The sequence below is a fragment of the Flavobacterium qiangtangense genome (genome assembly GCF_042658345.1).
Taxonomy (GTDB): Bacteria; Bacteroidota; Bacteroidia; order Flavobacteriales; family Flavobacteriaceae; genus Flavobacterium; species Flavobacterium qiangtangense.
The window spans coordinates 200700-215229 of sequence record NZ_JBHSQB010000003.1 but is presented as its reverse complement, the minus strand read 5'-3'; the positions used below and the strand labels follow the sequence as shown (position 1 = coordinate 215229).

Sequence of the window (14530 nt, the reverse complement as noted above, 5' to 3'; positions counted from 1 at the left end):
TGTCAGATTTAACCTATTGGAACATAAATTGAAATCTCTTATATAAATTTAAAAAAATAATTTATGAACTTTAATAATTTTACCATAAAATCTCAAGAAGCGATTCAAAGAGCACAACAAATCGCTCAAAGTTATGGCCATCAGCAGATTGAAAACGAACATATCGTAAAAGCAATTTTTGAAGTTGATGAAAATGTCACTCCGTTTTTGCTTAAAAAGCTGAACGTCAATATATCATTGTTACAGCAAATTTTAGACAGCACTCTGCAATCGTTCCCAAAAGTTTCTGGTGGCGAATTGATGCTGTCGCGAGATGCCAATAATTCACTGCTTGAAGCGTCAAATATAGCCAAAAAGATGAACGACGAGTTTGTTTCCATCGAACATCTTTTGCTTGCTGTTTTTCAATCTAAGAGTAAAATTGCCCAAATCTTAAAAGATCAAGGCGTTACCAAAAAAGGTCTGGAAGCTGCCATCGATGAACTTCGAAAAGGCGAACGAGTGACTTCTGCATCTGCCGAAGAAACGTATAATTCCTTGAATAAATATGCCAAAAACTTAAATGAATTAGCGAAAAGCGGAAAATTAGACCCCGTAATTGGTCGTGATGAAGAAATACGCAGAGTTTTGCAGATTTTGACTCGTAGAACCAAAAACAATCCGATGCTTGTGGGCGAGCCTGGAGTTGGTAAAACCGCGATTGCAGAAGGTTTGGCGCACAGAATTGTCGATGGCGATGTTCCTGAAAACTTGAAAGATAAAATCGTTTTTTCTTTGGATATGGGCGCGTTGATTGCCGGAGCAAAATACAAAGGTGAATTTGAAGAAAGATTAAAATCTGTTGTAAAAGAAGTGACTTCTGCCGAAGGCGATATCGTTCTTTTCATCGATGAGATTCACACATTGGTTGGAGCTGGTGGTGGCGATGGCGCGATGGATGCTGCAAATATTTTGAAACCTGCTTTGGCTCGTGGCGAATTAAGAGCAATTGGTGCCACTACTTTGGATGAATACCAAAAATATTTTGAAAAAGACAAAGCGCTTGAAAGACGTTTCCAGAAAGTTTTGGTCGATGAACCAGATACTGAAAGTGCAATTTCGATTTTACGCGGCATCAAGGAAAAATATGAAACGCATCACCAAGTCCGAATTAAAGATGATGCGATTATTGCGGCCGTTGAGCTTTCACAGAGATATATTACGAATCGATTTCTTCCAGACAAAGCGATTGATTTGATGGACGAGGCGGCTTCAAAACTTCGAATGGAAATTAATTCCAAACCAGAAGAATTGGACGTTTTAGACAGAAAGATTATGCAACTTGAAATCGAAATGGAAGCGATCAAACGTGAAAATGACGAAAGCAAATTGAAAGGTCTCGGAATGGAATTGGCGAATTTAAAAGAAGAACGCAACGAGATTTTTGCCAAATGGAAATCCGAGAAGGATATTGTGGATAATGTGCAATCGGCTAAATTAGAAATTGAAAACTTCAAGATGGAAGCTGAAAGAGCCGAACGCGAAGGCGATTATGGAAAAGTGGCGGAATTACGTTATGGAAAAATAAAAGAAGCACAGGAAAGATTGGATCAATTCCAAAAACAATTGCAAGAAAATGAAGGTCATTCTTTGATCAAAGAAGAAGTTACCCGAGAAGATATTGCCGAAGTTGTGGCAAAATGGACGGGAATTCCGGTGATGAAAATGCTTCAGGGTGAACGCGAGAAATTGCTTCATTTGGAAGAAGAACTGCACAAAAGAGTTGTGGGTCAAGAAGAAGCAATTGAAGCCGTGAGCGATGCCGTTCGCAGAAGCCGTGCTGGTTTGCAAGACGTAAAAAAACCGATTGGTTCGTTCTTATTCCTTGGTACGACTGGTGTTGGAAAAACGGAATTGGCGAAAGCCTTGGCTACTTATTTATTTGACGATGAAAATGCGATGACCCGAATTGACATGAGCGAATATCAAGAAAGACACAGCGTGAGCCGTTTGGTTGGTGCGCCTCCGGGATATGTGGGTTATGATGAAGGCGGACAATTGACCGAAGCCGTGAGAAGAAAACCGTATTCTGTGGTTCTTTTGGACGAGATTGAAAAAGCGCATCCGGATACTTTTAATATTTTGTTGCAGGTTTTGGATGAAGGTCGTTTGACGGATAATAAAGGACGTTTGGCTGACTTTAAAAACACGATTATCATTATGACTTCGAATATGGGAAGCTCGATTATTCAAGAGAAATTTGAGAATTTGAAAGGTGATGTTGAAAGTGCGATTGAAGCTGCAAAAGTCGAAGTTTTAGGATTATTGAAGCAAACTGTTAGACCTGAGTTTATTAATAGAATTGATGATATTGTGATGTTTACGCCTTTGAACGAAGGAAATATTAAGGAGATTGTGGGCTTGCAGTTGAAATCAATTACGAAGATGTTAGCTTTACAAAACATTACGCTTGACGCAACTCCTGAAGCTATTGGTTATCTTTCTAAAAAAGGATTTGATCCGCAATTTGGCGCTAGACCTGTGAAAAGAGTTGTTCAGAAAGAGGTTTTAAATCAGCTTTCTAAAGAAATTCTTTCGGGGAAAGTGACAACGGATAGTATCATTTTGTTGGATAGTTTTGATGGGCAATTGGTTTTCAGAAATCAAACCGAAATAGCGAATCAATAATTTATTGGTTTAAAATAATTAGGTCAGAAATGGTTTTGTGCTGTTTCTGGCTTTTTTTTATGATAAAATGAAACACAGATTTCACAGATTCTCACAGATTTTTTTTGAAGCTATTTCTTTTGACTTTATACTAATTGTTAATATTCTCCCTAAATATAAAAGACTTACGAAGAAATTAGACTAAATTTAATAGACAACCAATTATTAACTAAACTCAAATTATTATGAATCTTAAAAGAATTTTCGGAACGATTTTGACCACGCTCGGAATCATCGGATTAATTTATGCAGCTTATCTTTTTGTAAACATGGCTGGCGGAACGCAGAGTTATAAAATGCTTGCCATTTATGGCGTTTTAGGTTTAATTTTCTTTGTTTCTGGCATCGGATTAATCAAAACAACAAAAGACGAGTCTTAGATTTTAAACAAAAGTTAAATGAATTTCCGTTGACTTTTGGATTTCGTAAATTTAAGTACACACTTTAAAACCAACTATTATGGATCACAATCTAATCGTAAAAAACTACATCCAAATTGACGCTACGCCAGAAAAAGTCTGGGATGTTTTGACTAATCCGAGATATATTCGCCAATGGGATAAACTTCCTGAAGATTTTGGTGATGAAGCTGTAAATGCGGCAACAGAAATTGATTTTCCGGGCTATTCAAGAATGAAAGTTTCCACTTTTGAACCAGGAAGAGTCATTCGTTATTCGTTGCACATTTCTGATTATAATTTGCAAGCAATTCCGGATGCGACTTATTCGTATGAAATCAATGTCGATGAAAACGGAAAAACCTGGCTTAGAATTGAAATTGGAGATTTTGCTGTTTTATTAGAAGATGGAAAATTATATGAAGAATCAACTATTTTTGGAAAAACCGCTTCGCAAAAAATAAAAGAATTGGCAGAACAAGATACTTATTATTCAGGATCTGGAATTCACTAGGTTTTTACCAAAATCTGAAGATTTTATTTGCCGCAGATTGACTGATTAAAAATGGATTCATAAATCATTTAATCTGTGGCTTTTTTCATTTATAATTTATTAGCTACTAACTATTGGCTCTTATCTATTGCCTACAAAAAAAAAGCCTAATCAAAAATCTGATTAGGCTTTTTCTGCAATGAAGATGTTCGCCTTAGCGAGTGCTTCTCTGCAAATAATATTGTCTGATGGTACGAATACTAGGTTTTTTATTTTGTTTGATGTAGCGAATAACGCAGATTCCGTTGATCACAAATGAGATCAGAAATAGTAATATAAAACTTCCTTTAAGTATATAACTTGTCAAATCTGCAGAATTATCCGCAAATCTCCCAGGAAGTGCATAAATGGACACTGCAAGTCCAACAGCCGAAATGGCAAAGGCAATACGTCTCATATTATTTTATTTTATAAATTATACAGCAGCTCTCAAATATTCGTATTCAAATTCTTCGTGGTGATCATAAGCCACTTCCAAAATGTCAATTTCATTGTAAGCAACTTCATCATCTGTATCTTCGATAATGCAAATTCCTAAAATTTCAAAAGGTCTTTCGATTTGCATATTATTGCTTTCGATATATTCTAGTGCTAATTCGTCGAAATTTTTTGGATGCAAAACCAACATTACACTGTCAGTCAATGCGTTTTCAATGATAAATTCTTTGATGCTTAATAGGGTGATTAGATTTTTCATAGCGATTGGTTGATTTTGTTATTATTTATATTGGTTGGTTGTTTTACAAATTTGGCGTTAAAAATTAGATTAGTATATCTTCGAAGTATTAAATTTTACGCAATAAATTGTTAAAAAAAGGCTAAAATCGATAGTAATTTCGGGTTTTTTATATATTAAATTTTATGTTTATACAATTACCATTTTTAACAATTCTGATAATGTCGTTTCGAGAAAATAAATGTTCAAAAACTTTAATTTGAGAAATTTCAAATGCTGTTGTAAATGTGCTTTAATTTTCGGAATATTTGATGAACGATAAATGTTATATTTGTCTGCTTAAAATAAACTTAAAAAGTTGCTTAGTACATACAATTTCAGTCTATTTACGCAACCTTTTTATTATTTTTACTCTTATTTAGAAAAACAATTAAATTTTAAAATACCTATGAAAAATTTTGCCTTGAAAACTTTTGCTCTTATTTTATTTGTTTCAACATTCGTTGCTTGTAGTAATGATGACGGCGGTGAAGCAATTTTAGTTAAGAGACAATCAATTACTGCTGTTGAAGGCTTAACGGAAGGAATAGTTGGCCAAGAAATTACCTTAACAGTAAGTTACGAAGTTGACAATGCGTGCGGCGTATTTGAGCGATTTTCTGAAACCGTTAATGGAAATTCAAAAACGATAAACATTGAAGCAAGATATACCGGCGCTGATTGCGGAAACACGGTTACTACAAAAACGCAAACTTATAAAGTGACAATTATTCAAGCCGGGACTTATGTCTTTAAATTCAGAAAATCAGAAACAGAATTTGTGACCCACACGATTGTAATTTCATAAATTCATTTAACTAAAACACCATTTAAAGGGTGTTTTTTTTTATAACTTATATTTTAGCTCAATGAATATTTCAATTTCAAATACATATTTAAAAGCAACTATAAATTCAAAAGGAGCCGAATTGAATTCTTTATTAAAAAACGATAGAGAATATATGTGGCAAGGAAATCTAGAATTCTGGGGAAAGCACTCGCCTATTCTTTTCCCTATAGTTGGAACCTTGAAAAATGATACCTTTATATATGATCAAAAACAATTTCAACTTTCTCGTCACGGTTTTGCCAGAGACAATGAATTTGAAATTGAAGAACAGCAACCTGAAAGTGTCACTTTTTTATTAAAATCATCTTCAAAAACTGAAGAAAATTATCCGTTTCAATTTGAATTAAAAGTAATTTATACTTTGGAAGGAAATAATTTAAACGTAAAATATCAAGTTGATAACAAAAGTGAAACCTCACTTCCTTTTTCAATCGGAGGACATCCTGCTTTTTCGCTTCCAGATAATTTTGAAAATTATTCTTTAGAATTTAAAAATGATTACAGCTTAAAAAGTTATTTCTTGAAAAATGATTTGCTTTCAGAAGAATTTCAAAATATTGATTTAAAAAATAATCGCCTAAATTTAAACTACGCTTTGTTTAAAAATGATGCGCTGATTTTAAAGAATTTAGAATCAAAATCGATAACTGTTTTCGAAAATGAAAAACCATTATTCAATTTTGAATATGATGACTTTCCAAATTTTGGAATTTGGACCAAAGAAAAGGCATCCTTTATTTGTTTAGAACCTTGGTTTGGATATTCTGACAAGCTTGAAACAACACAAAACATCCTTGAAAAAGAAGGAATTATAATTTTGGCTAAAAATAATTCATTTTCGGCTTCATTTTCAGTTGTGATTTATTAAATTTTAACTTACCAAAATTAAATTAAACCATACATTTGCGAAAAATTTTACAAAAATGAAGAAATTTTTTGCTCTAACTTTTCTTTTTTTTACTACTTTTATTTTTGGCCAAACAACTATTAAATTTAATGGAGCAACAGCTTTAATTGGTGTTCCAAACGTTGGTTTTGAAACAAGCATCGGCAGAAAGCTGACTTTTCAATTTGATGCTGCGGCTTCGTTTTGGGAATCGATAAACGGTGCTCCATATAAAGGATTAATGATCACGCCAGAAGTTCGCTACCATTTTAAAGAAAAATTTGATGGATTTTATGTCGGAGCCAATATATCGTTTGCTACTTACAAACTCCAAAAATATGGTTATTCTGAAACTGGAAATTACCAAAAAGGATTTTCTTTTTTCATAGGTCCAACTATCGGTTATCAATGGAAACTCAATGAAAACTGGGGTTTAGATCTTTTCGTGGGAGGCGGACATCAAGAAGCTAATTACAAACTTTACAACATCGAAACCAACAAAAGAGTCGATACTTGGTACAAAGGTTACAACCGAAGTGGAGAATTTATTCCTTATCGCGGTGGTTTGATGATTACTTACAAGTTGAAATAATTTGTAAGATAAATTTCTTAAAAAAAATGTTTAAAAATTAAAAAACAAATCATTATTCTGTTATATTTGATGCAACAATCAAAAAATTATGACAGAATTTGAAAAACAATTTCAAGAAATTAAAGGTTTTTTGGAATTTGAAGATTATTCGATACTTTTAAAAAGAATAATTGATTTAACGCTCGACACAGAAAATATTTCTTTTTATCAAAAAACCAATGACTTTTTAGATTGGCTTGATAAAAACGACAACAATACTTCAGAAAAAAAACAGCGATTTGAATTATTGCTGAACGAATTGCATTTTGAATTAAGTTCAAAACCAGTCCCAGAGAAGCAATTGATTGTTTCTGCAAAAGAATTACGAAAAACATATAACGGCGCCGGATTTTCACTTGGTCCAATTGATTTAGAATTACATCAAGGCGAAATCCTTGGGTTAGTCGGTGAAAACGGAAATGGGAAAACCACATTGCTGCGATTACTTTGTGGCGAACTTCACGCAACACACGGCAAATTAAGCTACAATTTTGATTCAGATGATTTGTTTGATTTGAGAAGTCAACTGGTTTATATTCCGCAACGAACAGCGACTTGGTATGGTTCAATGTTCGAAAACCTACAATTTACGGCTTCCAGTTATGGCTATAAACCCGAAGAAAACAAGTTAATTGTCGAGCTAACAATTGCGCGTTTAAACTTAAGAAAATATAGAAATCACCGTTGGAAAGATTTATCTTCTGGTTATAAAATGCGCTTTGAATTAGCCCGAATGTTGCTCAGAAAACCAAAGATTTTACTGATCGACGAACCTTTGGCCAACTTAGATATTCTGGCGCAGCAAACGGTTTTAGAAGATTTTAGAGCAATCGCCAAATCACCTTTCAGACCAATCGGAATTGTTTTAAGTTCACAACAATTATACGAAGTCGAGAAAACTTCTGATCAAGTTATCTTTTTGAAACAAGGCATTCAGAAAAATCTTCACGAAAAAAATCTGGTTTCAGAAACGAACGAAGAAATTATTCCAGAAATAAATCTTGTAATCGAATTTGAAAGTGAATGGAACCAAAATAAATTAAACGAAGCTTTTTCGGGCAAATTAATTTCGATAAAATTTAACGGAGGTACTTTCATCGCAACATTTTCTCCAGGATTTTCTGCTTTTGATTTCCTTCGAGTTATTACAGAAAAACAAATTCCGTTGCAATATTTCAGAGACATTTCAAAATCAACCAGAAGATTCTTCGTTTCTTAAAAACTATTCTTATGTTTAAAAATATTCAAGATAAATTACTGATTAGCAATCCGTTGCTTTGGAATTTAAAAATAGTTCCCTTTGCTTGCATTGCGCTCGTTTTCCACTTAATTTTCTTTCTAATTGGTTACTCAAATGGCGAAGTCGTCTTTAAAAATGACTCTTATAATTATTATGACTCTGGGCTCGACACCGGAATTATTATCTTTTTCAGCGTGATAATTTCAATCTTAATAACCATTGTTTGGCTCGTTTTGTATTCCAGAAACAATGCTTTTAAGTCGTTTTACCCAAAATCAAACTTTTCATTATTTAAAGAATTTCTTTACATTTTATTGTTCACGTCGCTCACCAGCACGTTCACGCTCACCTACTTATACGCAAACGATTTTAGAACTAGAAATTATTATACTGAAAATGAAGTCGCAAAAAAACTAGAAATTTTAAGCCTTTCCACGCCATTTATCGAAGGTTCGTTTATGGAAAGCAATTACGTCAGTGTTTTGGTCGATGGGCAATATAAAAATCAACCACGCGAAAATTTTCAATACCGCGAAAGAACTTATAATTTAAGTTCGTTAATGAACAAACGAGTTGAAACCGACGATTATTACATGACTTCGTCAGATTCTGCAATGACTTTCCGTGTAAAAAATTGGCTTTATGAAAACCAAAAAGATTCTGTCAAATGGGTTTTTACCGAGTTTATGAAAATGGCAAAAGAGCAGAATTTAAAAACCAATATCACCGCAGAAAAATGGTTTTCATTGGTTTATAATTATCCAAAATTTGAAGATTACACGATCATCAAAAGATCAAATTCTGATAATTCATACGAATCTTATGAAGTCGCCACAGCTTACGACTCCACCACTGTTGACGTCGCGGTTCCCGTTGAAAATGTCAGACAACCAAGTTCGTCATATTACGTCCCTTACAACTCGTTAAGAACTGGATATCAAGAAATTGCAAGAGCCCACGAAAATCCAACAATCAATTTAGAATCGCTTTATTTTTACCTTTATTTCGCCATCGGTTTGGCAATCGCCATCTTTTCGTTTAAAGTTACCTCTGGCAGAAATTGGCTAATCGCAATGGTTTCACTCGGAATTGTGAGCTTGATCACCGGAATTTTCTCCGCATTAAGCGGCGGAACAGCATTTTTTGTATTTTATTGGCTGCTCTTTTTCGGACTATTAATTCACTTCTTTGTAACCGTTTCAGCCCGCGCTGGCAAAGGAATTTCAGGCATAACGCTGAATCAAATTCTGTGGTTGTTTCCGTCGTTTGTACCAATATTATATTTCTGCATTTTAGACATCGCAAAATCAACATCGCATTATTACACCAGTTCAGGAAGCTACATAAACGGAGTTCAAGTCGCCGAAACCTTCCCGAAAATCGATTGGATGGAAGACCATTTTCCAGAAATGATGATCGCAAACATCGGTTTAATCATCCTTTTTATTTTCCTTTTCTCGGTACAAATTAAAAAGTGGAAAGGAATCGCAGAAGATTAATTTATTACTTGAAGCGAATGGTTCGGGCATTTTCAGTAAAGGCATTTCCCGCTTTCTGCAGTAGCTTTTCTCCGTCCCGGAAGAAAAGGCTACTGCCGCCAATCGGGGCTATTTGAGAAACTGGTCCGCATTTTTGGAAACGTTAGGACCAATCTTTGCCGACAAACTTTATAAATATCCTAACAAGCTTTAAAACCTGTTAGGTATTTTTTATTAAAATCTCCTCTATTTTGGAAACTTAGAAAGCGAACGAATATATAAATTTTCAACTTTAGTCCTCGCCCATTCCGTTTTTCTCAAAAAAGTCAAACTCGATTTTATACTCGGATTTTCAGTAAAACATTTGATTTTAATCAATTCGCCCAAAGTATCAAAACCATAAAAATCAACCAACTGTTCCAAAATTTTTTGAAGCGTGATTCCGTGAAGCGGATTATTTTTGTGTGCGTTTTCCATTTTACAAAAGTAGGCAAATTCATAAATTACTCTAAAATAATAAGCACTTCAATTTAAAAAATAGTAACTTATGATTATATTTTTAAGTTATGGAAAACACACAGCCCAAAAATGCAACAACGCTTTTTTTAATAAGACACGCCGAAAAGCTTGACGACACAAAAAATACAGACCTTTCACCAGAAGGTTTCGAAAGAGCAGAATGCTGGAAAAAATATTTTGAAAACACAGAAATAGACGCGTTTTATTCTTCTGGTTTTCAGCGCGCCCGCAGAACTTGCCAGCCTATGGCGTTTTCTCGAGATAAAGACATCAAAATTTATAAAAATCATTTGATGGATTTAAAAAAAGTCATCGAAGAAAATAAGGGAAAAACCATTTTAATTGTGGGTCATAGCAATAGAATTCCAACATTTGTGAACAAACTTTTAGGTGAAGAAAAATATCCAGAAATTTTAGAGCCAGAATTTGGAAATCTCTACATTATTAAGGAAATTGACAACGATATAAAAACCGAATTAATTGTTCCTTTAATCACACAAAATGCTACAATTTAGCTTTTCTCCTTTTCCTGTTTTGGAAACTAAAAATCTTATTTTAAGACAAATTCATCTTAATGATGATAAAGAAGTTTTTGAATTGCGTTCCAATCCAGAAACGATGAAATTTATTCCAAGACCGTTGGCAGAAACCATTGAAGATGCTCAAAAATTCATCACAGATTGCAACACCGGAATTGAAAAAAATGATTATATAAACTGGGCAATCGCACAAAAAAATGATAATAAATTAATAGGGATGATCGGTTTCTTTAGATTACAACCCGAACATTTTAGAGCTGAAGTCGGTTACATCTTAAATCCAAATTTCCACGGAAAAGGAATCATGACAGAAGCTCTAGATGAAGCTTTAAAATATGCTTTCAATACATTAAATTTTCATTCTATTGAAGCAGTAATTGACCCTGGAAATATAGCTTCAGAAAAACTTCTGCAAAAATCTGGTTTTGAAAAAGAAGCACATTTGAAAGAAAATTTCTTTTACAACGGAGAATTTTTAGACACTGTTATCTACTCAATTCTAAAAACCAAATTTTTGTAATCCTTTTATATTATTGAATATATTTTTCAGCGACATTGCTGTTTCATTATATTGTTATTACATTTGCAATCCTATGTTGAAAACCATAAATATTTTAAATAAAAGAGCCCGTTTTGATTATGAAATAATCGAAAAATATACGGCAGGAATCGTTTTAACCGGAACTGAAATCAAATCAATCCGCTTGGGGAAAGCGAATATTACTGAGAGTTTCTGCGAGTTTAGTGAGGATACTGAGCTTTTTGCCATTAATATGTATATTGAAGAATATGCTTTTGGGAACCAATTTAACCACAAAGCAAGAAGCGAAAGAAAATTACTTTTGAATAAAAGAGAACTGAAAACCTTGGCAAAAAATGTTCAAGCTAAAGGTTTGACGATCGTTCCGCTGAAGCTTTTCACCAATGAAAAAGGAATGGCGAAACTTGATATCGGTTTGGCAAGAGGTAAAAAAACCTACGATAAACGAGAATCGCTAAAAGAACAAGACACAAAAAGAGACCTAGATAGAATCAAAAAATCATTTTAACTGCAAAATGATTTTTTTTTCAACTAAAAATGACTAAATTTGTCAAGACAAAAAAAGACAATTCTATGAAAGAGATTTTAAAAAATGCAAGAGAAAAGTTGAACATGAAAATTCGAGAAGTTTCACAGTTGACAGAAATTGACCAAGCACTAATTAGCAAGTTTGAATCAGGAAATAGAAAACCAACCAAAGAGCAGATTTTTAAATTAGCAAAAGTTCTAGAAATTGCTTTGGAAACGTTGATGGTTGCTTGGCTTAAGGAAAAAATTCTTTATGAAATTGGCGATGATGAATTTGCTTTAAAAGCGATGCAAGTCGCCGAAAAAGAAATTCGCTATCAAAAAACCTTAAAGAAAAAACTTTTCACTTCTTTGCAAAAAGTCTTAGATGAAATTGATGATTTAAAATCAAAATTAGATAAATTCAGAGAGTTTGACAGTTACCGAATTGCGCAAGCTTTAGAACTTGAATATACTTTTGAAAGTAATAGAATTGAAGGAAATACTTTGACATTAAGAGAGACAGATTTAGTGATAAATGAGGGTTTGACAGTTTCCGGAAAAAGTATGCGTGAACATCTTGAAGCCATAAATCATCAAGAAGCAATTGGCTATATCAAACATTTGATGGAAAAAAATTCTATTTTAAATGAGCGAGAGGTTTTGTCAATTCACAATTTGATTTTAAGAGGAATTCATCCAGATGATGCCGGAAGATATCGAAAAGTTCAGGTGATGATTAAAGGAAGTACGCATTTGCCTCCGCAACCTTTTATTGTTCCAAAGCAAATGGAGGATTATTTCTTTTGGTATGAAAAAAATAAAAACTCGCTTCATCCCGTGGTTTTGGCGGGCGAAATGCACGAACGTTTGGTAACAATTCATCCGTTTATTGATGGAAATGGAAGAACTTCAAGGCTTGTTATGAATTTAATTTTGCTTTCACACGGATATATTATCGCCAATATTAAGGGAGATTATGATTCAAGAATGCAATATTATCAAACGCTTGAAAAAGCACAAACTACTTCAAGCAAGGAAGATTTTTTGCTTTTTATTGCACAAATTGAAAAAGAAAGTCTTGAGAGATATTTAAATATCATTGGTCAATAAAAAAAGTCCTGCGGTTTGCAGGACTTTTTGTTTAGTTTTTATTTTCCAACAAAGGCACAAATCGAAATTCTCCAAATTCGTGCTTTTCAAATTGCGTTTCGTTTTTGCGAATTAGCATTGTCATAATTTGATGCTCTTCGCCAAGCGGAATTACCAGCCTTCCTCCTATTTTTAGTTGTGCCATCAACGGTTTTGGAATGATTGGAGCTCCAGCCGTCACAATAATACTGTCAAATGGAGCGTAATTTGGAAGACCTTTGTAACCGTCGCCAAAAGTAATTAACTTTGGCCTAATTCCTAATTTTGGCAATAACAATGAAGTCGTTTTAAAAAGCTCATTTTGTCTTTCAACACTATACACTTTGGCTCCCATCATACACAGAACTGCCGTTTGATAACCAGAACCGGTACCGATTTCCAAAACTTTATCATCTTTTTTAACCTCCAACAATTGCGATTGAAAAGCAACGGTGTACGGCTGCGAAATGGTTTGTCCCGCTCCAATGGGGAATGCCTTGTCTTGATACGCATAATCCTCAAAACTAGAGTTCAAAAAAAGATGTCGCGGAATTTTCCTTATCGCTTCCAATACATTTTTATCGGTAATCCCTTTTTGTTCTAAAACGGTTACCAGTTGATTGCGAAGTCCTTGATGTTTGGCTGTATCTTTCATGTCATTGCGAAGAATGAAGCAATCTCATTCCATTTTTAATTTCGGTAAAAATAGGCAAAGAAATGTCGAAAGTCAAAAGTCGAAAGTCGAAAGTTTGAACATTATGAAAAAATTATTTTGCCATTCGGTTTTTCACTTTTGACTTTATGACTTTAAGACTTTCGACTTTAAACAATTAATGCTATTTTTGTGGAAAATACATTTATATGCTAAAAGTTGGAGTATTAGGTGCCGGTCACTTAGGAAAAATTCATTTGCGTTTATTACAACAATCTGAAAAATACGAATTAGTAGGCTTTTACGATCCTAATCAGGAAAATGCCGAAAAAGTAGCCAAGGAATTTGGCTATAAAAAATTTGATACCATCGCCAAATTAATTCATGCCGTTGATGTTGTGGATATTGTAACTCCAACGCTTTCACACTACAAATGTGCAAAAGTTGCAATTAAATCTGGCAAACATATCTTCCTTGAAAAACCCATTTCAAATACGGTTGAAGAAGCCGAAGAAATCATCGCCTTAGCGAAAGAGCATAACGTAAAAGGCCAAGTGGGTCATGTCGAACGATTCAACCCAGCTTTCAAATCGGTAAAAAACGACATTATCAATCCGATGTTTATTGAAACGCACCGTTTGGCTGAATTCAATCCTCGAGGAACCGATGTTCCGGTGGTTTTAGACTTGATGATTCACGATATCGATGCTATTTTGAGCGTTGTAAAATCGCCAGTTAAAAATATCAATGCAAGCGGAGTTTCGGTAATTTCGGATACTCCAGATATTGCGAATGCCCGAATTGAGTTCGAAAATGGCTGTGTTGCCAATTTGACTTCAAGCCGAATTTCGTTAAAAAATATGCGTAAATCACGCTTCTTTCAAAAAGACGCATATATCTCGGTAGATTTCTTGGAAAAGAAATGTGAAGTCGTGAAAATGAAAGACGCTCCCGAAGTTCCAGGCGATTTTGATATGATTTTGCAAAATGCAGAAGGCGTGAAAAAGCAAATCTATTTTGATAATCCAGACGTTGAAAACAACAATGCCATCTTAGATGAATTGGAAACTTTTGCCGATGCAATTGTCAATAACACCAGACCTGTAGTGACTTTAGAAGACGGAACGGACGCTTTGCGAGTAGCGTATCAAATTATTGATTGCTTCAAGAAATAATCCTTTATA

General features: G+C 34.0%; 17 protein-coding genes. 13 read left to right on the top strand and 4 right to left on the bottom strand.

What is annotated here, in order from left to right:
* The first annotated feature begins 63 nt into the window (after positions 1-63).
* The 3 genes from clpB (at position 64) to ACFPVY_RS01010 (ending at position 3618) form a co-directional block, all read left to right on the top strand.
* Complete coding sequence (clpB, locus tag ACFPVY_RS01020; RefSeq protein WP_379789821.1) at positions 64-2667, top strand: ATP-dependent chaperone ClpB; 2604 nt, start codon at positions 64-66, stop codon at positions 2665-2667.
* Positions 2668-2891: 224 nt separating this feature from the next.
* Positions 2892-3086, top strand: a complete 195-nt coding sequence (locus ACFPVY_RS01015; protein WP_379789820.1) for a hypothetical protein — start codon at positions 2892-2894, stop codon at positions 3084-3086.
* A 79-nt stretch (positions 3087-3165) separates the two neighbouring features.
* Positions 3166-3618, top strand: a complete 453-nt coding sequence (locus ACFPVY_RS01010) for an SRPBCC family protein (protein WP_379789819.1) — start codon at positions 3166-3168, stop codon at positions 3616-3618.
* A gap of 193 nt (positions 3619-3811) precedes the next feature.
* Here the strand turns inward: ACFPVY_RS01010 and ACFPVY_RS01005 are convergent, their stop codons facing one another.
* Complete coding sequence (locus ACFPVY_RS01005; protein WP_379789818.1) at positions 3812-4054, bottom strand: hypothetical protein; 243 nt, start codon at positions 4052-4054, stop codon at positions 3812-3814.
* 18 nt (positions 4055-4072) lie between these two features.
* Positions 4073-4354, bottom strand: coding sequence for a BRCT domain-containing protein (locus tag ACFPVY_RS01000; RefSeq protein WP_125013184.1), 282 nt, complete (start codon positions 4352-4354; stop codon positions 4073-4075).
* Positions 4355-4781: 427 nt separating this feature from the next.
* Between ACFPVY_RS01000 and ACFPVY_RS00995 the strand changes: the two genes are divergently transcribed.
* From ACFPVY_RS00995 to ACFPVY_RS00975, 5 genes are all read left to right on the top strand, one after another.
* Positions 4782-5180, top strand: a complete 399-nt coding sequence (locus ACFPVY_RS00995; RefSeq protein ID WP_379789817.1) for a hypothetical protein — start codon at positions 4782-4784, stop codon at positions 5178-5180.
* A gap of 61 nt (positions 5181-5241) precedes the next feature.
* Complete coding sequence (locus ACFPVY_RS00990; RefSeq protein WP_379789816.1) at positions 5242-6090, top strand: aldose 1-epimerase family protein; 849 nt, start codon at positions 5242-5244, stop codon at positions 6088-6090.
* Between the two features lie 55 nt (positions 6091-6145).
* A complete protein-coding gene (locus tag ACFPVY_RS00985; protein WP_379789815.1) occupies positions 6146-6700 on the top strand; it encodes a DUF3575 domain-containing protein in 555 nt (184 codons plus the stop codon).
* A gap of 88 nt (positions 6701-6788) precedes the next feature.
* The gene (locus tag ACFPVY_RS00980) at positions 6789-7958 is read left to right on the top strand and encodes an ABC transporter ATP-binding protein (RefSeq protein WP_379789814.1); all 1170 of its coding nucleotides are present in this window, start codon (positions 6789-6791) and stop codon (positions 7956-7958) included.
* Between the two features lie 11 nt (positions 7959-7969).
* On the top strand, positions 7970-9478 hold the full coding sequence (locus tag ACFPVY_RS00975; RefSeq protein ID WP_379789813.1) for a hypothetical protein: 1509 nt from the start codon (positions 7970-7972) through the stop codon (positions 9476-9478).
* 225 nt (positions 9479-9703) lie between these two features.
* On the opposite strand, the gene ACFPVY_RS00970 is transcribed toward ACFPVY_RS00975, so the two are convergent.
* Positions 9704-9934 carry a VF530 family protein gene (locus ACFPVY_RS00970; RefSeq protein WP_379789812.1) on the bottom strand — a complete coding sequence of 77 codons (231 nt, stop codon included), beginning with the start codon at positions 9932-9934 and terminating at the stop codon, positions 9704-9706.
* An 89-nt stretch (positions 9935-10023) separates the two neighbouring features.
* On the opposite strand from ACFPVY_RS00970, the gene ACFPVY_RS00965 reads away from it, so the two are divergent.
* The 4 genes from ACFPVY_RS00965 (at position 10024) to ACFPVY_RS00950 (ending at position 12676) form a co-directional block, all read left to right on the top strand.
* The gene (locus ACFPVY_RS00965; RefSeq protein WP_379789811.1) at positions 10024-10491 is read left to right on the top strand and encodes a phosphoglycerate mutase family protein; all 468 of its coding nucleotides are present in this window, start codon (positions 10024-10026) and stop codon (positions 10489-10491) included.
* Complete coding sequence (locus tag ACFPVY_RS00960) at positions 10478-11035, top strand: GNAT family N-acetyltransferase (protein WP_379789810.1); 558 nt, start codon at positions 10478-10480, stop codon at positions 11033-11035. Before ACFPVY_RS00965 ends, ACFPVY_RS00960 begins: the two co-directional genes overlap by 14 nt.
* Before the next feature lie 73 nt (positions 11036-11108).
* Positions 11109-11564, top strand: a complete 456-nt coding sequence (gene smpB, locus ACFPVY_RS00955; protein WP_379789808.1) for an SsrA-binding protein SmpB — start codon at positions 11109-11111, stop codon at positions 11562-11564.
* 65 nt (positions 11565-11629) lie between these two features.
* Positions 11630-12676 carry a Fic family protein gene (locus tag ACFPVY_RS00950; RefSeq protein WP_379789807.1) on the top strand — a complete coding sequence of 349 codons (1047 nt, stop codon included), beginning with the start codon at positions 11630-11632 and terminating at the stop codon, positions 12674-12676.
* A 31-nt stretch (positions 12677-12707) separates the two neighbouring features.
* Here the strand turns inward: ACFPVY_RS00950 and ACFPVY_RS00945 are convergent, their stop codons facing one another.
* Complete coding sequence (locus tag ACFPVY_RS00945; protein ID WP_379789806.1) at positions 12708-13349, bottom strand: protein-L-isoaspartate(D-aspartate) O-methyltransferase; 642 nt, start codon at positions 13347-13349, stop codon at positions 12708-12710.
* Between the two features lie 206 nt (positions 13350-13555).
* Between ACFPVY_RS00945 and ACFPVY_RS00940 the strand changes: the two genes are divergently transcribed.
* Entirely contained in the window at positions 13556-14521 is a 966-nt protein-coding gene (locus tag ACFPVY_RS00940; RefSeq protein WP_379789805.1) for a Gfo/Idh/MocA family protein, read from the top strand.
* Positions 14522-14530 lie beyond the last annotated feature (9 nt).

Excerpts from the sequence above, each read along its gene's own strand:
- clpB (WP_379789821.1), top strand. The coding sequence starts at position 64 with ATGAACTTTAATAATTTTACCATAAAATCTCAAGAAGCGATTCAAAGA.
- ACFPVY_RS01015 (WP_379789820.1), top strand. The coding sequence starts at position 2,892 with ATGAATCTTAAAAGAATTTTCGGAACGATTTTGACCACGCTCGGAATC.
- ACFPVY_RS01010 (WP_379789819.1), top strand. The coding sequence starts at position 3,166 with ATGGATCACAATCTAATCGTAAAAAACTACATCCAAATTGACGCTACG.
- ACFPVY_RS01005 (WP_379789818.1), bottom strand. The coding sequence starts at position 4,054 with ATGAGACGTATTGCCTTTGCCATTTCGGCTGTTGGACTTGCAGTGTCC.
- ACFPVY_RS01000 (WP_125013184.1), bottom strand. The coding sequence starts at position 4,354 with ATGAAAAATCTAATCACCCTATTAAGCATCAAAGAATTTATCATTGAA.
- ACFPVY_RS00995 (WP_379789817.1), top strand. The coding sequence starts at position 4,782 with ATGAAAAATTTTGCCTTGAAAACTTTTGCTCTTATTTTATTTGTTTCA.
- ACFPVY_RS00990 (WP_379789816.1), top strand. The coding sequence starts at position 5,242 with ATGAATATTTCAATTTCAAATACATATTTAAAAGCAACTATAAATTCA.
- ACFPVY_RS00985 (WP_379789815.1), top strand. The coding sequence starts at position 6,146 with ATGAAGAAATTTTTTGCTCTAACTTTTCTTTTTTTTACTACTTTTATT.
- ACFPVY_RS00980 (WP_379789814.1), top strand. The coding sequence starts at position 6,789 with ATGACAGAATTTGAAAAACAATTTCAAGAAATTAAAGGTTTTTTGGAA.
- ACFPVY_RS00975 (WP_379789813.1), top strand. The coding sequence starts at position 7,970 with ATGTTTAAAAATATTCAAGATAAATTACTGATTAGCAATCCGTTGCTT.
- ACFPVY_RS00970 (WP_379789812.1), bottom strand. The coding sequence starts at position 9,934 with ATGGAAAACGCACACAAAAATAATCCGCTTCACGGAATCACGCTTCAA.
- ACFPVY_RS00965 (WP_379789811.1), top strand. The coding sequence starts at position 10,024 with ATGGAAAACACACAGCCCAAAAATGCAACAACGCTTTTTTTAATAAGA.
- ACFPVY_RS00960 (WP_379789810.1), top strand. The coding sequence starts at position 10,478 with ATGCTACAATTTAGCTTTTCTCCTTTTCCTGTTTTGGAAACTAAAAAT.
- smpB (WP_379789808.1), top strand. The coding sequence starts at position 11,109 with ATGTTGAAAACCATAAATATTTTAAATAAAAGAGCCCGTTTTGATTAT.
- ACFPVY_RS00950 (WP_379789807.1), top strand. The coding sequence starts at position 11,630 with ATGAAAGAGATTTTAAAAAATGCAAGAGAAAAGTTGAACATGAAAATT.
- ACFPVY_RS00945 (WP_379789806.1), bottom strand. The coding sequence starts at position 13,349 with ATGAAAGATACAGCCAAACATCAAGGACTTCGCAATCAACTGGTAACC.
- ACFPVY_RS00940 (WP_379789805.1), top strand. The coding sequence starts at position 13,556 with ATGCTAAAAGTTGGAGTATTAGGTGCCGGTCACTTAGGAAAAATTCAT.